We start from the raw sequence: 20337 nt of genomic DNA, 5'->3' as shown, positions 1-20337 counted from the left end.
AGAACCTTCAGCCAGCCATCGAGATAGCTTGCGTGGTCGGGGCGTGGTTCGAGCTCAGGCACGATGCCAAGATCGGCGCAGAGAAAGCAGCTGCCGAGTTCGGCAATCAGCTCTTCACGGGCGCGTTCGCTCCGGTCTTTCGCGTAGCGGCTGAGATCACGATCAAGCCGTCGCGGTGCTCCGGTCCAGTGCGTCATCTCGTGACTGAGGACCGCGACATAGGAGGCATCGTCCCGGAAGGCGTTCAAGCATGGCATCTGGATGTAATCACGGTGAGCGGCATAATAGGCCGCCGATCCTCCATGCCGGATCAGTGCCCCGGTATTGGCAAAGAAGCGGCCGGCATCGCCGATCCGGCTGATCGGATCCTCGGCAGGTGCGATCTCATGAAAACGCCCAGGAAGACCGGCGATCTGGTCGGTGTTGAACACCGTGTAGCTCTTGAGGAATGGAATGTCCTGTTCGATCTCAGTGCCTGTCTCGGTCGTCTCGGTGCGGATAAACGAACTGGCAAAGACGACGGTTGTGCCGGTTTCGCCCTTGCGAACGGCGCCGCCGAGTTCGATTGCCTGGCGAAACGTCATCCAGCTGGATGAGGCAAAGCCGCGGGCGATGGCTTCGGACCACAGCAGCAGGACGTTGATCCCGGTGTAGGCTTGGCCATTGTGGCGCAGTGGCCGGCCGACCTCGCCCGTCGCATGTTCCGTTGTCCAGGGTTTGGTCCATGGCCGCACACCCCGTTCGAGGTCGGCGATGATCTTGGTGGTGATGCGGCTATAGATATCGGATCGTTGATTGGATTGCTGCCTGCTCATGTTGGAACCTCCGTTTCGAGGTCGCGGCCATCGCGACCTGCTACGGCGGTCCGAAAGCCAGGCGGCAAGCGCTGCCTGCACCCGCAGGGCCGCAACGCAGTGGAGGACGGCAAAGCCGTTGCCGGCGGCGCGAGCCTGGCACGACCAAAAGCCGGGGCAGGACGCGATGGCCGAAATGTTAGTGGGAGGTTTGACGGAGGCAGAAGGCAGATCCGCGAGGCGGCAATCACGTCGCTCACATCGCAGATGAACCGCAGCGCAGATGGTTGACCTGCCTGCTCGTGCCAGTGACCGGGCGATATCGACGATGTCGTCGCGCGAGGCGGTGTCCTCCTCACATGCGGAGTTTGGCGTCAACGGCCATGTCATCCTGATCCGAGGGCCTGCCCGCGATTTGTACGGCAAGTTCAAGATATCAGGAGGGCATCATCTGATCGGATGACGAAGTTTCTTGCGAAATAGGAGACCTTGGAAATCCAACCCCCTCGGTCCGATTGCGACAAACGCTCGGGCCATGTTCTTGGTTTTAAAGCATCGACGAGGGCAGGCTGCAGCGGCTGCGCGATTTGCTGAGGCGCATCTGACATCGGAGGGCGTCCTCTTCGACTCGCGCGCGTGGATCGTAACCGCCCGGAAGCTGTGAATCGGAGCCGAAGGTTGACTGAAGAGTGGGCGTCCTCACAAGGAATGCACGCCTATGAGCCGCTTCATGCTCGACGTGGAGGCTGCGGATTTAGATTCCTCCAAATAGCCGACTGTGATGCGGTTAGGCGAAGAATCCAACGAAGATCCCGGCGGCACTCACCGTGCAAGCGGCGGCCTATCGGCGACCGACGTTCAAGGGAACTGATCGGAAGACTTGCGTTGACGTCACCACGTTTCGCCGAGCACGTGCTACATAGCCCGCGGCATTGACGAGCGCCAGGTCCAGCCCAACCGCATCCGCAAATCGGTCAGCGCAGAAGACACATTCGCCGCTATCTACTAATCGGACGGCGCGCCGCCCGGTGCTGATCATGCGGCGACGCGCGCCTTGCCGAGGCGCTTGATCGCCTGTTCCAACGGACGTTTGCCATCGCCGTAATCTTCCCAAGCCGACGATTTCGCCAGAAGCGCAGGAACGGTCCGGATGGTGAAGCGCTTGGGGTCCACATCCGATTTGACCTGCGTCCAGCTCAGCGGCATCGAGACAGTGGCGCCCGGTCGAGCCCGCGGTGACAAAGGGGCCACGGCCGTCGCCATGCGGTCATTGCGCAGATAGTCGAGGAAGATTCGGCCATCCCTCAGGCTCTTCGTCATTTTGATCAGATAGAGATCGGGATTGTCGCGCGCCATTTGCTGGCAGACATCGTGTGCAAAACCCTTCGCTTCGGCCCACGAAAGCGGCTTGCGCTTGTTGACCGCAAGCGGAGTGACGACGTGCAGACCCTTGCCGCCAGTCGTCTTGCAAAAGCCGACCAGGCCCAACGCATCGAGACGGTCCCGCATTTCCCGAGCCGCTGAAACGACCGCGGAGAATGGCACGTCTGGACCTGGATCAAGGTCGAAGACGAGCCGGCCGGGCACCTCAGGCCGATGCGGTTCACAATTCCAGGGGTGCAGCTCGACGGCGCCGATCTGCGCGACGGCAGCCAAGCCTTCGACCCGGTCGATTTGCAGATAGGGCTTTTTATCGCCGAAGACCTTGACCAGTTCGAGAAGGTTCGAAGTGCCGGGCATCGCATGGCGCTGGAAAAACTCCTCACCGCCGATCCCGTCAGGCGTGCGGATGATGGAGCATGGCCGTCCCTTGATGTGCTCGATCAGCCAGGAGCCGACGGCTTCGTAGTAGCGGGCCAGATCTTCCTTGGTGACGGGTTTGCCGTCATTGGCATCAGGCCACAGCGGCTTGTCCGGGTTGGAGATCAGTACCCCCATGACCTCGGCCTTGGCGCCTTTTTTGCGGGTGGGTCTGGCCTTCGCCTCCACGGCCGGCTGCGGCACGTCTGTTTGCGAGGGCGTAGCCGGCCGTTCGGCTTTGACCTCTTTGGCTGGCTTGTCTTCCCGCAGTCCCTTGAAGGCGGCCTGCCGGACAATGCCGTCGGCGGTCCAGCCCGCGAATTCGATTTCAGCCACGAGCTCCGGCTTCAGCCAGGTGACCTCAGCCTCCTTCTTCGGCGCGCCGATGCCGGTGAAAGGCGATTTCGCCGTCTCGAGCGCTTTCAACTTCGGAAGAAGCGTTTCCACTTTCTTCGCGCCATATCCTGTGCCGACGCGGCCGACGTAGACGAAGTGGTCGCCGCGGTTAACGCCGACCAGCAGAGATCGGAATTTCCCGTTGGTCTTGGCATAGGCGCCGATCACCACCTCGTGACCGGCACGGCATTTCGACTTCGCCCAGCTTTCGGTACGGCCGGATTGATAGGGTGCATCCGCCTCTTTCGAGACGATGCCTTCCAGGGAGAGCTTACAGGCAGACCGGAGAACTGCATCTCCGCCGGTGTCGAAATGCTCGACGAAACGGATACGCGGATCATTACCCACATCGGACAGAAGGCTTAGAAGCCGCGTCTTGCGCTCGACGAGTGGCAGAGATCGCAAGTCTTCGCCACCCTCATAGAGAAGATCGAAGGCGAAATAGACGAGCTCGCCGGTCTTGCCCTCCGAAAGAGCCGCCTGCAGGGCCGCGAAATCAGGAACGCCATTATCGTCGAGGGCGCAGATCTCGCCGTCGATGATCGCATCTGGCAGTGTCGATGCCGCCTGGGCGATCTCGGGATATTTGGCCGTCCAGTCGAGCCCTTTCCTGGTCTTCAGCATCGCTTCACCATCCAGTACGCGCATCTGGATCCGGTAGCCGTCGAACTTGATCTCGTGAATCCAGCCGGTGCCGGCCGGAGGGCGTTCCAGGGTCTGGCAGAGCTGCGGCGCAATGAAATCCGGCAGATCGACTTTTGTGGCCGGTTTCGATTTCCGACCGCCTCCGGCATCCTCTCTTCGCTCTTCGGCCGCCGGTCCGTGATTGCTGTCCCAGACAGCATCGGCCTGAACATCGCCGCCCTCGACCATGAAAGGCCTGGGCTTTCTCCCCTTGCCGGCGGCAATCATCTCCATGGTTCGGCCGGAGGCGACAGAGGTGTCGTTCGCCTCGAGGATCGCTTCGCCATTGTTTTCGACAGAGAACTCATCATGGTGTTTGATCAGCAGCCAATTTGTCCGGTTGCCGCCGTTGCGATCGTTGCGCATTCGCACCAGCACGAAGCTGCCGTGCAGCCGTTTGCCTTCCAGCGTAAACTTGAAATCGCCTTTCGCCAGCGCCTGCTCCGGGCTCTTCTTTCCTTCGGGTTCCCAATAGCCCCGATCCCAGAGCATGACCGTGCCGCCGCCGTACTGGCCTTTCGGAATGGTGCCTTCGAAATCACCATAGTCCAGGGGATGATCCTCCACCTCGACGGCCAGCCGCTTGTCGTGCGGATCGAGGGACGGACCTTTCGTGACAGCCCAGGACTTGAAGACGCCATCGAGCTCGAGTCTCAGATCGTAGTGCAGTCGAGTGGCATCGTGTTTCTGGATGACAAAACGACGGCGATTGCTGCGCGCGAGGCGCTTTTCACCGGTCGGCTCGGCCGTTTTTTGAAAGTCGCGCTTCGATCGATAAGTCGATAGTTTGTCACTGGCCATGGTCGTTCCCGAAAGCAGCCCGACAGCGAAATGCCGACTGACAGCCGGAAGTTCCATCATAGCGTACGCTCAGCCGATTATCGGGGAAAAGCGCGCTGATGCCAGACCTCGCCCCCATCGGAGGCGAGGTCATCGTTACTGCTTTAATTGGCAACGAGACGTGCTGGTCGAGCCGGATGCGTAGTCGGCTTTCTCTTCCACGGAGCCACGACGGACGGCATTCCCGCTTCTAGGCAGGCCGCCACGAAGGCCTCGCGCGCGACGATGCTGGGAATGACCCCGTTGAGGACGCCACGACACGTCTTCACCGCGCGTTCATGGCGCTCTCCATGACGCAGCGGCCATTCGTTCTCGAGAAAATCCAAGGCGTCGTATGCGCCTGTGAAGGTGCGCTCCAAACCGCACTGTAGCCGGATTCTCACCGGCAGAGTCCATGGAACATCGTTCAGCGGCATCTTTTCCTCCTTTCATGCCACCAATGGTCCTGATGAAAATGATATTGGGGCAGGTCCCCGGCTGTTCAAGGGCGATCACAATCAATCCCATTCCTAATCACCGGGGCCTGTCCCCAGCTTTGCGCCCGCGGTTGTAACGGCGGGCAGATGCGCGAAAAGTCTATGAGGCGTCGGTCAAAGACGCCGCGACCTTTGGCGTGACAAGACGGCGCTATGTCAACAATGGGTCTCAAAAATCCAATCGGTGAATGGAAGCTCACCAATGGCTCGACAAATTTTAGCACTCTCATGTTCCGAGTGCCAATTTTTGGCTCACGTGCTCTTGAACTCTGAAAACTCCGCAACCAAATCAGTTTCGTCAGCCGCCACTACGGGGCTGAATTGGTGGAGACGTAAGTTTCCAACGCGTCTCCATTCCATGTTGCTTTACGGAGGATATGGCTATGAGAAACGAATTCGACTTCGCCCCCCTTTACCGGTCCAGCATCGGCTTTGACCGCGTTTTCAACCTCCTCAACAATGCGCAGCGGGTTCAAGCTGTCGATACCTGGCCGCCTTACAATATTGTCAAGGCGGGCGAGGACGACTACCGCATCGTCATCGCTGTCGCGGGTTTCGGCGAGGAGGATCTCTCGGTCACGCATGAGCGAAACGTGCTCATTATTGCCGGTGAGAAGGCGGGTAAGGAGGACGCGCAATATCTGCATCATGGCATCGCAGGCCGGTCGTTCGAGCGGCGCTTCGAGCTGGCCGATCACGTCAAGGTGTCTGAGGCAAGCCTGAAGAACGGTCTTCTGTCGGTCGAGCTGAAACTGGAGATCCCCGAGGAGATGAAGCCGCGGCGCATTCCCATCGGCACCAGCGAAGCTCAGCAAAAGCAAACTGCACCGCTTCAGATCGAAGGCGGAAAGCAGGTTGCATAATCGAACCAGATGACGGCCGGCGCCGGACTTGCCGGCCCGGCCAGACATGGAGGTACAGATGAGTGTTCGTGATCTGATTTCGCGGGGCCGCGGCAAGAGTCCGGTCCCGACCGACTATGCAGGCAGGGATCATAATCCGTTCCTAGCGCTTCATCGCGAGATGAACAGGCTGTTTGATGATGTCTTCCGCGGCTTCGAGGGTCGATCCCCGACCGTCAGCTCCCGCTTCATGTTTGAAAGCGCCTGGCCGAAGATCGAGGTCTCGGAAACCGAGAAGGAAATCCGCGTCACCGCTGATATTCCTGGTATGGACGAAAATGACGTTGAACTGTTGCTCGACAACGGCGTGTTGACCATCCGGGGCGAAAAGCGTGCCGAAAACGAAGACAAAGACCGGCAGTTCTCCGAGCGGTTTTATGGCCGGTTCGAACGCCGTCTTTCCTTGAACAGCGAGGTAGAGGAAGACAAAATCGCGGCTTCGTTCAGGAATGGCGTTTTGACCGTCACCCTGCCCCGCTCGGGGTCGCAACAACCGACTGCCAAGCGTATCACGATCAACAGCTAAAGAGAGATATATCCCTCTTTGGGGTGATGCGCATTGATCGGCAGCAGTGGCATGCGGTCGTCCGGTCCTGCTGCCAATTTCGCTGTATTGGCAGAATGGTTGCCACATGAGGACAACGGCGCTTCGGCATTCTCGAATTCGGATGGTCGTCGTCAACAACCAGCCATGTGCCGCTTGTAGCGTTCGCTCACCAGGAAATGGCCTCGTCATTTCCGTGGGTTCCATCGTTCGGCCTCCGGCAAACTTTCAGAGAGTTGGCGCGTTGAATATGGCGCGCTCAAACCGACGGGGACCGCTGATGACCAAAGAATATCGATTTGATGTGCTTGCCAAAGGCGGCTATGCGGCGCGCGGCGTTGTCTTTCTCCTTGTGGCCGGGCTTGCTCTCTTCTCCGGCGTGGCCAGTGGCCAGTCCGAGACGAAATCAGCGCTTTCGGCACTCCTCGGACAGCCGCTCGGCCGCGTCTGGGTCGGATTGATCGGGCTCGGCCTTCTCGGATTTGTTGCCTGGAGGCTGGCGCAGTCCCTGGCAGACAGCGACGGCCATGGGAGGGACGGAAAGGCATTGGCCATCCGATCCGCGCTCTTTGGCAGCGCCATCACCTATCTCGGGCTTGCCGGATATGCGCTGGCGAACGCCCTTTTCCCAGGAGGAGGCAGCGAAGCTTCCGGTGAGAAGGATCTCGCAGCATGGATCATGTCGCAGCCGTTCGGGTCCTACCTTGCGATCGCCGTCGGCGCTGGCTTCATCATCGGCGGCATCATAACGGCCGCTAAGGGCATCACCCGGAAGTTCGAGCGCTACCTTCAGGTCCCAGCCAACAGGGGTATCGTGACGTTAGTATGCATCTACGGTCTCGTCGCCCGCGGCGTCGTCTTCGCGACCACCGGCGTACTTTTCGCCTTTGCAGGTGTCAGGGTGGATCCTGGACAAGCCGGTAGCATGGGCGACGCCCTGGAATGGCTGCGCGAGCTTCCGCTTGGATCCTTCCTGTATATCGCCGTCGCCGTTGGATTGGCGGCTTTCGGACTCTATAATCTTGTAGAGGCACGATACCGCATTGTTCGGAGTCCATCGTTGGCGGACGCTAAGCGTTCGATATCGCTGGCGGGTCCCTGACATCACTTTTCCTGCGCCAAGGTGCCGTCATAGGGAGGTCGAGCCTGCCGATGGGATCTCAATGTCGATGAGCAGCCCATCATCCGACCAGGTTTTCTCGAGACGTCCTCTAAGCTGTTTTTCGACCATCGCGCCGACAATCACCGTGCCAAAACCTCGTTTGGCTGATCTAGGCGGAGTGTCGACGCCCACCTCCTGCCACCGGATGTTGAAGCCGGCCCCCGACGGTCTGGGCTTCCAACTGATTGAAAGCCTGCCTTGCGCAACGGCAAGCGCACCGTGATGGGCTGCGTTGACAGCGAGCTCATGGAGCACGAGCGCAAGGGGCTGGACGACCGGCGCAGGCATGTTGATATCCGGCCCACTAAAAATAGCGCGGGTGGCCGCGAACGGCGTCACTTGCTGGCGAATGAGTTCCTCAAGAGAAATGCTTGTCCATCCCCTTGCAGCAAGCAAGGTATGGGCACGGGCGAGCGCCTGCACGCGGTGTTGAACAGCAGCGGCGTAAAGGGCGGGGTCATCGGCATTGCTTAGACGGACGATGCTGTCGACGATTGCCAGGACATTCTTGGACCGGTGGTCGACTTCCATCAGCAGGCGGTGCTCGGAGGCCTCCAGTGCCTCGATCCGCCGGTATCCGGTCATATCAATTTGAGATCCAAAGAAATACAGGATCCTTCCGTCATCCCCATGGATGGGACTTAGGTGCAAACGGTTCCAGAACTGCTCTCCGCTCTTCTTATAATTGAGGATCTCGACGCTGACCTCACGCTCACCGGCGATAGCCGCCCGTATTTCGGCGACGGCGATCGGAGAGGTCGCGGAGCCCTGCAGGAAACGACAGTTGCGGCCTAGCACTTCTTGAGCCTCGTAACCTGTCAGTTCAAGAAATGCCTTATTTGCGAGCACGATCGGAAGATCCGGCTTGCGCCCATCGGTGACGACCATCGGCATCCTGGTGCGTTCAAATGCGATCGCTGCCAACTCCTTCCGATCAGCGGAAGCTGCTTTTGAAGATACGGAAGGCAAATCCCCATGCAGTTTTTCTCTCGAATGGCCTGTCATGCTTCCACGCTCACTAAGACGTCGCTTGATAACGTGGCTCGCGTATCTTTGTTTCGGAGATGGTTGTGTGACTTAAGCGATCGCTCATCCGACATCTGCCGGACGAAGTGCCCACACACCCACCACCCACAGGATGGCCTCCGCTATAGAATCTGGATGTGGTCGATCAGCCTTGCAGCTCCGGAGGATCAGGCGCACCATATGATCATGAAACTCTTTTCCAATTCCAGCCGCTCCCGAGAGCGCTTTCTCGAAGCCATCCTCCAAAGCGCGATCGAATATGCGATCATCTCTATGGATCTGGATGGGCTGATAACCACGTGGAACGAGGGTGCGCGACGGATCCTCGGATGGGACGAGGATGAGATTATCGGCAAGCCCGCAGCCGTAATTTTCACGCAGGAAGACCTGCAGGCGGGGATTCTGCAACGGGAGATGACCGCCGCTTTAACGGAAGGCCATGGCAACGATGAGCGCTGGCACGTTCGCAAGGACGGATCGTTATTCTGGGCGTCGGGTCAGATGATGGCGTTGACGTCTGATGATGGCGAAGTCGAGGGCTTTGTGAAGATTCTGAGAGATCGCACGGAGCAGAGAGAAAACGAGGAGCGACAGCGCGTCCTGATGCACGAACTCTCTCACCGCATGAAAAACACGCTGGCCGTCGTTCAGGCTATCACCAGTCAATCCTTTCGAAACGCCAGCTCTCTGGAGGAAGCGGAACAATCGATTTCGGCACGGATCAACGCTTACTCAAAAGCACACGATATTTTGCTGCAGCAGAATTGGTTGGGTACGACCATGGCAACGATTGTCGAGGCTACCGCGATTAATCTCGGACTTGAGACGTCGGGACGTTTCAAGGCGAGCGGTCCTGCAGTTGAATTGGGTCCACAGGCGGCGCTTTGCTTCTCGCTCGTGCTGCACGAACTCGTCACCAACGCCAACAAGTATGGTGCGCTGTCAGTGGATACAGGGACTGTCGAAATCGAGTGGTCGGTACGCGACGAGGCGGGCGATAAGCGCCTGAACTTCACTTGGCAAGAGGTTGGAGGTCCGGCGGTAGAAGCTCCGAGCAAGAAGGGGTTCGGCACACGCCTCGTCAGCTCCAGCCTGTCCGCCTTCGGGGAGGTCTCTCTTGAATACGCCCCGACCGGGCTCATCCTCAGGGTGGATGCGCCGCTTCAGAAGCTGCAATATAAGAACTATTCCGACGCCGAGGAATAATTTGATTGCAAAGCTAGGAAGGTCCCGGCGCTCGAGAAATCAAAGACATCGATGATGGCATCGCGAGACGGTTGAATCTTCCTTGTTCCCGGCAACAACACCGAGCCCTATCCTGAAGTCGATTAACGACGGTCTAGCGGTCACTAGGGTTTATCGACAGGCTTGCCGTTTGGGTTGGGCACCGGGTGTCTCCCTTGTATCTCGAGCCGGGTGTTTGTGATCGTCAGGCTCTGGCGGCACTTCCTTACTGTCAGGGCGTTTGACAGGCTGCTCTTTAGGATTGCCCACCTTTGACGAAGCATTATTCTTTTTGGACATGGCCAGTTCCTCCATACAAGGTACGAACAGACTGGCGCGATCGAAAGTTCCGACAGCCAGACTGCCGTGGTCAGAGCATATGGTCCATCTGCGCCACAGCCACCGGCCATTCGCCAGCATGAGGCTTGATGAACGCCCAAGGCAAAGGGATGCAGGCGGTTCAGCGCAGTTGGTGCGGTTAGTCCCCGAGGCGGCACCCAGTGGCGCTCAGCGCAGACACGCAGTGGAACCGGCTCTCTCTTCAGGTGTTCCTCTCGATCAGCAGGGAGCTTCCAATGACCTACGTCGCATCGCCAAGCTACGACCGTAACGACCCAAGTCGCGTTTCGAACCTCCGTCAGTGCCTCGATACCGCCAGACGCCGCCTGGATGAGACTTCGCAGGCGTCGGAAACCGAGAAAATCGAGACGCTTGTGGCTTCCGCCATCGAGGCGGGTTGGGAAGAGGATGAAGTGCGCGAGGCACTAAGCGCCGGTGATGGCCATGGAAACAAAATGCCGGAACAGGAACCACCTGTCCCAACTATCGGCGTGGTTCCTTCGTCATCTTTCTGACAAGTGGCGAAAGCTTGCCAACGACGTGTAACGAGCCAAACCGCCGTCCCCAATCATGGACGAGGAAGATGCCCCGTCCCCACTTACAGAACCCCTCAGATTGCGGTCCGCATAAGGTAGAGAGATCGCTCGACGGGGACCTGCGAGACGATTTTCATTAAGAGCGTGGGAGCGACATCAGGAACAGACCTAACTCGCCCGTCTTTGTAGACCACCCGTAAAAGGCAGGTCTTGCCGTCGTATTCAAGTTCGGCGATCGTCTTTGAATGGACCAGAAATTGCATCTCACGCTGCCTTCCTGCGCCGCTGCATAACCAAGATGAAACGACCGACCGCCTCCCTGGAGGAAGATTGCTTGATCGGCACGAGAAACCCCCGCCACTTCGACGGCCGGCGCTGTCAGAAACGCGGTCCAAAAGACAAAGGCGTTTTACCAACAGTCCTGGCGAAATCGCGATGAAATCTAGTAAAGCCCGCCTTCGAAATCGCGTGAAATCAGCGTGACACACGTCTCACGACTGTTTGGACACGGGCCTACCAGAAAAAGTAGTGAGTAGTTCGTGCCGAAACGAAGACTCGGGCTTTGAACTCAGCGGACATTTCTTCGAAAGCCTTCGCAGACGAGCGGACCTCGTAGTCGTAGTTCAGCGTCGTTGCGATCAGATCCTTGCCGTGCGATCTGATGAGGACCGTGCGCATCCGTCGGAAGAGGACCGTGCGGGCGTACATCATCTCGACGAAGAAGGGCGTGTTCGACCCCGCGACCTTCGACGACCGCTATGAAGCCGCCGTGGCGGAACTGGTGAAGGCGAAGATCGAAGGCAAGGCGCTTCCGAAGCGCAAGGAAGTCAAGGTCTCGAAACCGAACGACCTTCTTGCCGCTCTTCGAGAGAGCGCTGGAATGATGAAGGCCGCAGAGAGCAAGCCAAAGCGGACGGCCGCCAATGCCAACGCCGGTGCCGGCCGCGATAAGGCCCGTCGCGCCTCGGGCAAGTCGGCGACGGCACCCGCCGCGCAGCGTAAAGCGAGCTGAGGAGACCATCCATGCCGCGACCTTACTGGAAAGGCTATCTCAAGCTGTCGCTGGTTACATGTCCCGTGGCAATGAGTCCGGCAACGAGCGAGAGCGAAAAGGTTCGCTTCCACACCCTCAACAAGGAAACAGGAAATCGTGTCGTCTCACAGTACGTCGACTCGGTGACGGGCAGCCCGGTGAAGGACGAAAACGAAGCCAAGGGCTACGCCCGTGGCGAGAACGACTACATCATCCTGACGGATGATGACCTCGACGCGGTGGCACTTGATACAATGAAGACCATCGATATTGACAAGTTCGTGCCGGCCGAGAGCATCGAATGGATCTATCTCGAGAAGCCCCATTACCTGATGCCCGACGACCCGGTCGGACATGAAGCGTTTGCCGTCATTCGAGATGCGATGGCATCGGACAAAGTCGTCGGCGTGTCGAAGCTCGTAATCGGTCGTCGGGAGCGCGCGGTCATTCTCGAACCTCGCGGCGAAGGTATCGTTCTCTGGACGCTGCGGTTCGGCGACGAAGTGCGTCCCGAGGAATCCTACTTCGAAGGAATCGATGAAGAGGCTGACCCCGAGCTGATCCCGCTAGTCCAGCAGTTGATCAAGCAGAAGACCTCCCGGCGGTCCCCGGACATGGTCAGCGACCCGATCCAAGAAAGCCTGCTGAAGATCATTGCCGAGAAGAAGAAGGCTCTCAAGCCCGCCAAGAAGGTCGCGAAAGGCAAGCAGGACGCCGCTCAGGCCTCGAATGTCGTGAACATTATGGATGCGTTGAAGAAGTCCGTGGCCGCAGAGCTGAAATCGAACAAGGCCCGGTGACACCATGCACGACATGGGCACGATACCGATCATGGAAATTGCCGTGTCTTTGCCGGATCGAGAACACTTCGCAACGGCATCCACGATATCGGGCCTGATAGGCATCTTGATGTCGGAGAGATGGCCCAGGCAGCTAAATGATCCGACATGGCAGCACGCGCGTGCCTCATGTCTGCGGTCGCTTCAAGGCGAACTGCAGCCCACGAGGGCGAGACAAGCTTTCGTGTCTGCAGCTCGAGCCGCCCATTTGAAGGTTCTGCCCGACGACGAACAGCGGCTCGGAGCCGTGCCGAGTCTTCGCGCCGAAAGGTCGTCGTGCGAAGACGCGAACTGGTAGCCGGGTTGGTCGACGGGTGATCATTATCCACCCGATGACGACCTGGACAAGCTGAGGCATTCTCATTTCTGGGATATCTGCTATCGTCCACAGGTCACGGGAGTAGGCGTCATGGTTGCACCGAGTTTGGTTCCGCATGCATTTTACTGGGCGAAGTCCTCGAAGTATTTCGACGGACGACCTACGATCGTTCGGGTCTCCACGATCTTCGGGGAGGATTCTGACTATTGGACGCTAGCGCTCCTGGGAACCGATCAGCACGCCATGCCCGCGGACTTCGAGATCATCGCTCCAGCGGAGCTCCCAGAAGAATACCCTGTCCGGCAAGCCGCCGAGTGAACCGTTCATCGGGCAAGCGAACGAAGGCTCTCGACGGGGCACCCTTTTTGTCGGGCGTTCACACCGACAGAAATTTGGTGCGATAACCCATCGATACTTGCGGGAGGTTCCACGACAGGGCCGCCCTGCTCCCTCCAAGCGATTTCGACCTCACCTTACCTCCTCTCCCCGTTTCCAGGAGACGATGCTGATGTCGTTTGAGGGAACGCCTGCCGCCCCTGGCCAACGGGCAAATAAAAAAGGCCGGGGCGAAATCGCACCGACCTTTCCAACATCGCTCTTCACACCAGTGCCAGTACATCCGTGGTCAAAAGCAGACAAGCGACTTCGGCAGTCGCGAACGCTCGCGTGGAGCACTCACCAGCAACGCCGATGACAACTAGATAGCGTCGCATTGTGTTCGATTCAAGTCGCCCGGCAAGAAGCTCCGCCAATCCGACGGACCGCCGGCGCAACAGCCGGTTGCCTTGTCGGCAACTTATTGTGACCACCAAACCGGCATCAAGGTCACCACGAACATAACCAATACGAGAGCCAGGTACACAGTCCATCCAATTGCCCGACGAAACGGTCTAGGCAGGCGAGCAATACGAACTAGCAGGCGATTTGCGAAGCCTGCCTCCGGGGGAATGTCCCCCTTTCCACGATGATAGCCTCCGCTAACCATTCGAGCGCTCTCAGTCAAACATCTAAACGCTGGGGACGAGTGGTCGCCCGGCGCACAGGAGTGGTGGCTGCCTGGGGTAAGCAACAATCGCCGAGCGACCGTATAAATAAACACCAAGGGCATTCAAAAGTTCCAACTATATAACGCCCCGCCGGAAGTGTATCCAAAGTTGTTGTTTCAATTTATTTGAATAAAGGTTGCGAATTAAAGACGAGCCCAAACAGTCTCGCGGGCCCGGCATGCAGAAGGTCGACTGGGGCCGCGACATCTTCATCGCGTCGGAATCCGGCTTCAACATTCCGGTGGAGATAATTCACTACGGCGTCAGCAAGACCGCCGATATCGCGGTTGCCCGCGGGCTCGCCAAGCACATGGCTGGTACGGGCGTTACGGTGAACTCGGTCCTCCCCGGCCCCACGCTTTCCGAAGGCGTCGAGGCGATGCTTGCCGAAGAGCGTGCGAAGACGGGCAAGCCGATCGAGGAGGTCGCGGCGGACTTCGTCAAGAAGCATCGTGGCGGTTCGATCATCCAACGAGCTGCAAGCGTCGAGGAAGTCGCCAACCTCGTAACCTATCTGGCGTCGCCTTTGGCATCCGCGACGACCGGGGCTTCGATGCGAGTGGATGGAGGACTGATCGACACGCTCTGACGGGCTCTACCGATCTGCCGCTGCACCGTCTTCGTCGGAAGTTGACGGCGATGCGCTGCAATGGCGGCCTATTTGGCAGGCTTCCGAAGCTCTTCTATCCTCACCCCTTCGCAGACCAGTAGTTTGTCGAAAAGACGGCGCTCGAAGTAGCCTCGGTCCGCAAGCTGGACGCCTTCTGGTGTGAATTCGTGAAGTCGATGAAATCATCGACGGCGGTCGCGAAAGGTGAATTCGTTGAAGAATTGATTGCCTCTTGCTCCAAGGAGGTGCGACGACAGCCCGCAGGTGGGTCCACGCATGGGACTCAGCGCTTGCTCGACCAATGGTGGGTAGCGGAGCGCTATCCCTCCGTGTGCATGACATCAGTGCCGTAAGACTGTACATTCCATTTGAAGCACTTGCCGTTTACTCGGGATTTGTCACAGATGTCCTCTTCGCCCACCACCAGACGACTGATGGCCATCCTGACGACGGACGTTGTCGGTTATTCGCGCCTGATGGAAGCCGACGAAGAAGGAACGCTGGCAAGCGTTAGTCGCTTGCAAGAAGAGATCCTCAAGCCTCGAATCCTCAAGAGTGGCGGTCGGACAATCAAAGTTATGGGTGACGGCCTACTTTCGATATTCGAAAGCCCGGCCGTCGCCATCTCGACGGCGTTACAGGTACAGCATCTGCTGGCAAGCGAGGCTGTAGCCGCCAGCGGCACCGATCCTCTTCGAATTCGAATTGGTATAAACTACGCCGAGGTCATGATCACCGAGGATGATGTGTTCGGCGATGGCGTGAATATTGCGGCGCGCCTCGAACAACACGCGTTACCGGATGGCATCTGCATCTCAGAAGCAACGCACGACATCCTTCCAGAGGAATTGCAGCGGCTGTTTGTAGATGGAGGACTGCTACATCTGAAAAATATTTCCAGGCCGGTGCGTGCATGGCATTGGCCTCGCACTCCCACGATAGTGCAGTCAATTCGAACTGTTGTCGCCGTCCTTCCCTTTCAAAGCGCAGATGAAGCAGCGAACGAGTTCCTCGTCGACGGCTTTACTGAGGACATCATCTCCGGTCTGGCAAGATTCAGGAGCTTGTCGGTGATTGCGGTGTCCTCAGCGTTTGCGTTCCGTGATCGCTCGGAGGGTTTAAAGGAAGTTGGGCGCAAGCTCGCTGCCAACTATCTCGTGACAGGCAACATGCGTCGGTCGGGAGACGAGGTTCGGATCACGGTGCGGATGATCCAAGCCGACACGGAGCGGTTGGTCTGGTCTGAGAAATATCAGCGGCAAGCGGCAGATATTTTCGGCATCCAGGACGAGATCGTGAAAATGATTGTCGCAAATCTCGTGGGCCAAATCGAAAGCTGTGATTATCGAGAGTCCCTCCGGCGGCGGCCGGCCAGCCTCGCTGCTTACGAGTATTATCTGCGAGGGCTCGTGCATCTCAGAGGCTACGAGCCGGATGACAACGTCAAGGCAGTGGAGATGTTCGAAGCAGCGGTTGCCGGCGACGGAGGCTTTGCACTGGCACACGCTCATCTTGCGTTGGCGAGGATAGCGGTCGCCGGCTATGCCAACGCGCCGGAGGCTGTACTTCGCGACGGGATCGCCCTCGCTCGTCATGCCGTAAAGTTAGACGAGGGAGAGGCTGGCGCCCATCGTGTACTCGGGCTCGCTCACCTTTACTTGAAGGATTTTGACAATTCCGAGAGAGAATTCCGCCTGGCATATAAGCTCAATTCCAGTGACGCCCATGCATTGGTCCAGCTCGGCGGACTTCTGGCAAGGCGAAACCGTATAGACGAAGCGCTTCCCTTGGTCGAAGAAGGGATGCGGCTCAACCCCTACCCGCCTCATTGGTATCACGCAGTTTTGGGTAATCTTCTCTATTTTAAGGGCGACTACGAGCAGGCCCTAGCGGCGCTAAAGCAGCTACCGAACCCCGGAAAATATACCAGCACCCGAATGATCGCCTGCTTGTCGATGGCGGGCCGCTCCCAGGAAGCTGCTGCACTTGCCAAAAGCGTTCGCGAAAATCATCCAGATCTGACGATCGGGGAGTTTTTGGCGCGAGGGATCGTGGTCGAAACTGCCGAACAGACTGAGAAATTCAGACAGGGCCTGTTGGGAACGGGATTGCCGGAGTGATAGGACGTCGATGGCCATGTCATGAGCAAGCATGATCATTCGAAACGCGACGGAAGCGGGCGACTGCGTAGCGGAGAGCTTCTCGTCAAAACCTTGGCCGTCCCTGAACAGCTTGTCGGTCTCGGGATAGTGCGCTGCCGCGCTCCAAGTTGACGCTCGCTCTCGCATCAAGGCGAGAACTTCTCAGGCGTGTTGAACCAACAAGCCGCGTGCCGGTTGCATCACTCGTGACATGAACGGTAGCTCATTTCACCGTTGGCGGCGAAACTCAATGAACGGTGATCACTGAAATGCCAGCTTCGTCGGCGGCACGGATAAGCGCTGCTCGCGCGTCCTGAGCCGGAATTTCCCCATGAATTGCATTTCGGCACGCCCTAATCGCTATAAGATATTCTTCTGCGTCGTCGATCGGCCAGCCAACTGTCAGCATCTCGGCAGCCTGAAAAAGGGTTGCGACAAGTTTGTTTTTTTCCGACCCACTCACAACGAGCATCAGAGGGGCAAACTCTTCGGATGTGCGCCACTTCATGACATTAGGCCTCCACACAGTAAACATATTAGTAACCGCGCAAGAACCGTTCCGTGATCTTCGCAGGCGTGCCGAAGTTCGTTTCGGAGGTCGCATAGAAAGGAGAACATTTCTAAAGGGCGCTTTAGTCGCCTCAGCATCGCCAGCGTCAGCAGGGCAACTGTTGGCAGTGGCAGGTGGTGGCGCGCAGGCGTCTTACCGTGAGCGTTCGATGGACCCAGTTGTTGGTGATGGCGATACCGCTAACTCCATTGGGCGAATTTACGCGTGTGCGAAACGGGCGCAGTTTTCAATCGCAAGCAAGGAGGAGCAGCCATGATGAAGTTCGCTATAGGCGTTGTAATCTCGATGGCGTTCGTTTTCTCAGCGCCGGTCTTTGCAAAGAATGAGGGGAAATTGCCGAAGGGCGCGGTCGAATTGTCCGAGCAGGAAGTCAAGGATCTATACGTCGGCAATACCGTCAAGTACGACGTGGGCGACGGCCTCGTCTATTACACCTGGTTTGCTGATGGGACGCTCAAAGGCGTCAAAGTTGGCAAAAAGAAGGGCGAATATGGCTATGCCGACGGCACTTGGACCGGCACCGGCAACACCTTTTGCTTCACGTCGAATTGGAAAGACAAGAGTGGCGAGACCAAATTCGTCTACAAGCCATGCAAAAGTTGGTGGCGGGTAGGCAAGCAGATTTGGACTAAGAACATTTCCGGCGACGACCAGTACGACGGAGACATCTACAACAACGAAGTGAAAAAGATGTCAAAGGGAGACAAGGTCACGCCGATGTTCGACAAGGCTAAGGCCGCAGCGAAGTGATCGAAGGAAGCGCGTCTTGAACGGAATCGTACCTCCGGGCAACCAGGCATGTCTGCCAACGCCTGGAAACGCTTATTTTTGTGCTCGAGTGCTTCAGCGCAACCCGCGGCCAGGCACGAAGTGGATGGTGGATGTTTTTCACTTTCCACTTTGACCTCAGCGCTAATCATCACTCGTCGATTGACACGTTTCGATCCCAATAAAGTGCCAGCGGAGGGTTAGCCAATTTGGCCGCGTAGACCGCATTAGCTGTGATTGATGGTCTGAGCGCCTCGGCAGGTGTCGGCCAGGCGACGCAGCCGACGATCGACCGCTATTCAAAGACAATGAGGCTTGCCGGAGTTGGCGTCATCTGTTTGACCGTGACGCCGGAAAGGCCAGCGAGTCTTGCCATCTCAGTCAGCTCACTTTGCGTATAAGCCTGGCCCGCTGGCGTGCTGGCGAGCATCTCCCAGGAGAACGCCGCGGGAAAAGGCGGCGTCACCCCATCTTCGTTCGGCACGAAATCGACCGCAACGATCCGACCATCCCCTGTAAGGCTCGCGATGATCCTTCGTAACAGCTGAGCACATGTCGGCAAATCGAAGTGGTGCAGAAAATTCGGAAGCAGGACGAGATCATAACCCGTGCCCCACTCCACATCGAAGGCACTGCCGGCGATCGTCCGGTATCGGTCGGCCACGCCGGCTTTTTCCGCGTTCTGCCCCGACAGCTCCAACACGGCGGCCCAGTCGACGGCGACGATCTCCGCCGATGGAAATGCCTTGGCGATTTCGATCCCGAAAACGCCTGGACCTGCAGCGATGTCCAAGACCTTTTTGGGAGGCCTCGGCCAGCCGGAGATTTCGCCAGCCAGTATCTTGGCGCTGAGCCCGGTAAAGGAGCCCATACCGCGCGCAAACTTCACCCAGACAGGGTTGTCTGGCGACATGTTGGCGAGCCCGGCCGAACCGCCGTTTCGCACGATGGCGGCCGGATCACGCAGAAAATTTTCGATTATTTCTGGTGCAGCGACGAACTCGACGGCAGAGCCCATATAGGCGGGCGAGTTGCGATCGAGGAACATTCTGGTCGAGGGCGTCATTCGGTACTGTCCACTCTCCTTTGTCAGGAAACCATGGACCACGAGGTAGTCGCACAGGATGCGCACCCCACGCTCCGAGGCGCTTGTTGCCGACGCCAGCAATCCTGCCGTTTCGCCGTCGCCGATATGAGTAAAGAGATCGAGCTCGATGGCCGCCCTGATCGCTGCGGTCTTTCGGCATGCAAACAGGGCATCGACCACGAGTTCGGGCGACACGACACCAGCATGGGCGTCCTCGACGATTGTTTCCATGGGATCCCCGAGGGCTCTCGAACGATTTTGCCTGGCAGCGGCAGCCGCAGAAAATATGCTATATTCGCATACTCTACAATACGTACCGCGCTAACCCTATCGGGTGCCACCGCGTCAATGCCCGAGCTGTCCTGCCGGCCGCCGCGACGTTATTCGAGCTGCTCTTCCTCGCCGGCAGACTGCAAATCAACCACCTCTCTGCTTTATTCTAAGGGGTGGTGAAACTTCAGACTACGATGCCGCTCCGGACCCTCATGTGATCCCGGTGGCCAAGCCCAGATTGTTCCTCGCCGAGATATGGCGGCGATTTCCTGCGCGACGAGTTGGTAGTCGATGGTCGCGCGACGAATATCCTTGGTCTTGAAAGTATATGAACTTCTGACCTATCAATCGCTGGCAGAGCTTACCCCTGGCCCCATTCGCGATCGCGCCCATCAAACAGTGGAGACAGAGAATCTAGGCAAACGGTCTTCCAAGCCTTGATCATTAATGCGCATGGATCTAATGAGGCGCGTCAGTGATCCTAGGAGTTTAGAATGCAAGTTCTGGTACGTGACAACAACGTTGAGCAAGCGCTCCGTTTTTTGAAAAAGAAGTTGCAGCGCGAAGGCGTTTTCCGGGAGGCGCGACTTCGGGAGCGTTTTGAAAAGCCGTCCGAAAAACGTGCTCGTGAGAAGGCCGAGGGTATCAGGCGCGTCCGTAAACTCGCTCGCAAAAAGCTTGAGCGGGAAAGCGGTATTTCGGCTCCCAAGAAGGCGAGATCCTCTGGTCGTTAGTGAGGTCGAATGACGGATTTTCGTCGATCGAGGATAGGACTTTCTCGTGCCTGAAGTATCCCTTTCCTGCAGCCCGTGCCGTTAAGTACAGGGTCCAATGGGAAGTTGCTCAGGATAAAGGTGCCAGGGCGTCAACGCTTTCGATTAGTTCAGCTCCCGCATTAAGGCCGAAAGACTTGGCTTCCATTTGTCC

Annotated in this window: 19 protein-coding genes and 3 pseudogenes; 14 read left to right on the top strand and 8 right to left on the bottom strand. The window is 57.9% G+C overall.

Translation table 11 applies throughout. The annotated features are described in order from the left end of the window. On the bottom strand, positions 1-815 hold an 815-nt coding region (locus ELH03_RS36015; RefSeq protein ID WP_130767555.1), incomplete at its 3' end, for an ArdC family protein. Positions 816-1077: 262 nt separating this feature from the next. Between ELH03_RS36015 and ELH03_RS36010 the strand changes: the two genes are divergently transcribed. Further along, the gene (locus ELH03_RS36010; protein WP_128410168.1) at positions 1078-1257 is read left to right on the top strand and encodes a hypothetical protein; all 180 of its coding nucleotides are present in this window, start codon (positions 1078-1080) and stop codon (positions 1255-1257) included. Between the two features lie 572 nt (positions 1258-1829). Here ELH03_RS36010 and ligD read toward each other — a convergent pair. Together ligD and ELH03_RS36000 are read right to left on the bottom strand one after the other, a co-directional pair. After that, entirely contained in the window at positions 1830-4475 is a 2646-nt protein-coding gene (gene ligD, locus ELH03_RS36005; RefSeq protein ID WP_128404005.1) for a DNA ligase D, read from the bottom strand. 143 nt (positions 4476-4618) lie between these two features. Next, positions 4619-4930 (bottom strand): DUF982 domain-containing protein, encoded by a 312-nt coding sequence (locus tag ELH03_RS36000; RefSeq protein WP_128404006.1) that lies wholly within the window; start codon positions 4928-4930, stop codon positions 4619-4621. A 443-nt stretch (positions 4931-5373) separates the two neighbouring features. On the opposite strand from ELH03_RS36000, the gene ELH03_RS35995 reads away from it, so the two are divergent. The 3 genes from ELH03_RS35995 (at position 5374) to ELH03_RS35985 (ending at position 7538) form a co-directional block, all read left to right on the top strand. Further along, positions 5374-5853, top strand: coding sequence for an Hsp20 family protein (locus ELH03_RS35995; RefSeq protein WP_128404007.1), 480 nt, complete (start codon positions 5374-5376; stop codon positions 5851-5853). Positions 5854-5911: 58 nt separating this feature from the next. Next, entirely contained in the window at positions 5912-6418 is a 507-nt protein-coding gene (locus ELH03_RS35990; RefSeq protein ID WP_128404085.1) for an Hsp20/alpha crystallin family protein, read from the top strand. Positions 6419-6716: 298 nt separating this feature from the next. Next, positions 6717-7538 carry a DUF1206 domain-containing protein gene (locus tag ELH03_RS35985; protein ID WP_128404008.1) on the top strand — a complete coding sequence of 274 codons (822 nt, stop codon included), beginning with the start codon at positions 6717-6719 and terminating at the stop codon, positions 7536-7538. A 27-nt stretch (positions 7539-7565) separates the two neighbouring features. Here ELH03_RS35985 and lov read toward each other — a convergent pair whose 3' ends face one another. Further along, complete coding sequence (gene lov / locus ELH03_RS35980) at positions 7566-8603, bottom strand: blue-light-activated histidine kinase (RefSeq protein ID WP_128404009.1); 1038 nt, start codon at positions 8601-8603, stop codon at positions 7566-7568. A 201-nt stretch (positions 8604-8804) separates the two neighbouring features. Between lov and ELH03_RS35975 the strand changes: the two genes are divergently transcribed. Next, positions 8805-9830 carry a sensor histidine kinase gene (locus ELH03_RS35975; RefSeq protein ID WP_128404010.1) on the top strand — a complete coding sequence of 342 codons (1026 nt, stop codon included), beginning with the start codon at positions 8805-8807 and terminating at the stop codon, positions 9828-9830. A 593-nt stretch (positions 9831-10423) separates the two neighbouring features. Continuing rightward, positions 10424-10702, top strand: a complete 279-nt coding sequence (locus ELH03_RS35970; protein WP_128404011.1) for a hypothetical protein — start codon at positions 10424-10426, stop codon at positions 10700-10702. 95 nt (positions 10703-10797) lie between these two features. Here ELH03_RS35970 and ELH03_RS38735 read toward each other — a convergent pair whose 3' ends face one another. Both ELH03_RS38735 and ELH03_RS38415 read right to left on the bottom strand, forming a co-directional pair. Beyond that, positions 10798-10986: a hypothetical protein gene (locus ELH03_RS38735; protein WP_128404012.1), complete on the bottom strand. Its 189-nt coding sequence runs from the start codon at positions 10984-10986 to the stop codon at positions 10798-10800. 313 nt (positions 10987-11299) lie between these two features. Further along, a pseudogene (locus ELH03_RS38415) lies at positions 11300-11425 on the bottom strand (non-homologous end joining protein Ku); the annotation flags it as partial. Between the two features lies 1 nt (position 11426). Here ELH03_RS38415 and ELH03_RS35955 point away from each other — a divergent pair. From ELH03_RS35955 to ELH03_RS35930, 6 genes and pseudogenes are all read left to right on the top strand, one after another. Next, positions 11427-11735: pseudogene (locus ELH03_RS35955) on the top strand (non-homologous end joining protein Ku); the annotation flags it as partial. Between the two features lie 11 nt (positions 11736-11746). Then, positions 11747-12556 (top strand): non-homologous end joining protein Ku, encoded by an 810-nt coding sequence (ku, locus tag ELH03_RS35950; RefSeq protein WP_128404013.1) that lies wholly within the window; start codon positions 11747-11749, stop codon positions 12554-12556. A gap of 4 nt (positions 12557-12560) precedes the next feature. After that, positions 12561-12893, top strand: a complete 333-nt coding sequence (locus tag ELH03_RS38730) for a DUF982 domain-containing protein (protein ID WP_128404014.1) — start codon at positions 12561-12563, stop codon at positions 12891-12893. Positions 12894-13004: 111 nt separating this feature from the next. Then, positions 13005-13232 carry a hypothetical protein gene (locus ELH03_RS38410; RefSeq protein WP_128404015.1) on the top strand — a complete coding sequence of 76 codons (228 nt, stop codon included), beginning with the start codon at positions 13005-13007 and terminating at the stop codon, positions 13230-13232. Between the two features lie 900 nt (positions 13233-14132). Then, a pseudogene (locus ELH03_RS35935) lies at positions 14133-14549 on the top strand (SDR family NAD(P)-dependent oxidoreductase); the annotation flags it as partial. 455 nt (positions 14550-15004) lie between these two features. Then, positions 15005-16690, top strand: coding sequence for an adenylate/guanylate cyclase domain-containing protein (locus tag ELH03_RS35930; protein ID WP_245461768.1), 1686 nt, complete (start codon positions 15005-15007; stop codon positions 16688-16690). A gap of 268 nt (positions 16691-16958) precedes the next feature. Here ELH03_RS35930 and ELH03_RS35925 read toward each other — a convergent pair whose 3' ends face one another. Further along, positions 16959-17219 (bottom strand): DUF982 domain-containing protein, encoded by a 261-nt coding sequence (locus ELH03_RS35925; RefSeq protein ID WP_130767554.1) that lies wholly within the window; start codon positions 17217-17219, stop codon positions 16959-16961. 315 nt (positions 17220-17534) lie between these two features. Between ELH03_RS35925 and ELH03_RS35920 the strand changes: the two genes are divergently transcribed. Beyond that, complete coding sequence (locus tag ELH03_RS35920) at positions 17535-18032, top strand: DUF995 domain-containing protein (protein ID WP_128404017.1); 498 nt, start codon at positions 17535-17537, stop codon at positions 18030-18032. A gap of 313 nt (positions 18033-18345) precedes the next feature. Here ELH03_RS35920 and ELH03_RS35915 read toward each other — a convergent pair whose 3' ends face one another. Beyond that, complete coding sequence (locus ELH03_RS35915) at positions 18346-19368, bottom strand: methyltransferase (RefSeq protein WP_128404018.1); 1023 nt, start codon at positions 19366-19368, stop codon at positions 18346-18348. Positions 19369-19904: 536 nt separating this feature from the next. Here ELH03_RS35915 and rpsU point away from each other — a divergent pair. Beyond that, the gene (rpsU, locus tag ELH03_RS35910; protein ID WP_128404019.1) at positions 19905-20144 is read left to right on the top strand and encodes a 30S ribosomal protein S21; all 240 of its coding nucleotides are present in this window, start codon (positions 19905-19907) and stop codon (positions 20142-20144) included. Positions 20145-20337: the final 193 nt, after the last annotated feature.

It is taken from the genome of Rhizobium beringeri, assembly GCF_004306515.1.
Taxonomy (GTDB): domain Bacteria; phylum Pseudomonadota; class Alphaproteobacteria; order Rhizobiales; family Rhizobiaceae; genus Rhizobium; species Rhizobium beringeri.
This window is presented reverse-complemented; position numbering and strand designations above follow the sequence as displayed.

Excerpts from the sequence above, each read along its gene's own strand:
- ELH03_RS36010 (WP_128410168.1), top strand. The coding sequence starts at position 1,078 with ATGGTTGACCTGCCTGCTCGTGCCAGTGACCGGGCGATATCGACGATG.
- ligD (WP_128404005.1), bottom strand. The coding sequence starts at position 4,475 with ATGGCCAGTGACAAACTATCGACTTATCGATCGAAGCGCGACTTTCAA.
- ELH03_RS36000 (WP_128404006.1), bottom strand. The coding sequence starts at position 4,930 with ATGCCGCTGAACGATGTTCCATGGACTCTGCCGGTGAGAATCCGGCTA.
- ELH03_RS35995 (WP_128404007.1), top strand. The coding sequence starts at position 5,374 with ATGAGAAACGAATTCGACTTCGCCCCCCTTTACCGGTCCAGCATCGGC.
- ELH03_RS35990 (WP_128404085.1), top strand. The coding sequence starts at position 5,912 with ATGAGTGTTCGTGATCTGATTTCGCGGGGCCGCGGCAAGAGTCCGGTC.
- ELH03_RS35985 (WP_128404008.1), top strand. The coding sequence starts at position 6,717 with ATGACCAAAGAATATCGATTTGATGTGCTTGCCAAAGGCGGCTATGCG.
- lov (WP_128404009.1), bottom strand. The coding sequence starts at position 8,603 with ATGACAGGCCATTCGAGAGAAAAACTGCATGGGGATTTGCCTTCCGTA.
- ELH03_RS35975 (WP_128404010.1), top strand. The coding sequence starts at position 8,805 with ATGATCATGAAACTCTTTTCCAATTCCAGCCGCTCCCGAGAGCGCTTT.
- ELH03_RS35970 (WP_128404011.1), top strand. The coding sequence starts at position 10,424 with ATGACCTACGTCGCATCGCCAAGCTACGACCGTAACGACCCAAGTCGC.
- ELH03_RS38735 (WP_128404012.1), bottom strand. The coding sequence starts at position 10,986 with ATGCAATTTCTGGTCCATTCAAAGACGATCGCCGAACTTGAATACGAC.
- ku (WP_128404013.1), top strand. The coding sequence starts at position 11,747 with ATGCCGCGACCTTACTGGAAAGGCTATCTCAAGCTGTCGCTGGTTACA.
- ELH03_RS38730 (WP_128404014.1), top strand. The coding sequence starts at position 12,561 with ATGCACGACATGGGCACGATACCGATCATGGAAATTGCCGTGTCTTTG.
- ELH03_RS38410 (WP_128404015.1), top strand. The coding sequence starts at position 13,005 with ATGGTTGCACCGAGTTTGGTTCCGCATGCATTTTACTGGGCGAAGTCC.
- ELH03_RS35930 (WP_245461768.1), top strand. The coding sequence starts at position 15,005 with ATGGCCATCCTGACGACGGACGTTGTCGGTTATTCGCGCCTGATGGAA.
- ELH03_RS35925 (WP_130767554.1), bottom strand. The coding sequence starts at position 17,219 with ATGAAGTGGCGCACATCCGAAGAGTTTGCCCCTCTGATGCTCGTTGTG.
- ELH03_RS35920 (WP_128404017.1), top strand. The coding sequence starts at position 17,535 with ATGATGAAGTTCGCTATAGGCGTTGTAATCTCGATGGCGTTCGTTTTC.
- ELH03_RS35915 (WP_128404018.1), bottom strand. The coding sequence starts at position 19,368 with ATGGAAACAATCGTCGAGGACGCCCATGCTGGTGTCGTGTCGCCCGAA.
- rpsU (WP_128404019.1), top strand. The coding sequence starts at position 19,905 with ATGCAAGTTCTGGTACGTGACAACAACGTTGAGCAAGCGCTCCGTTTT.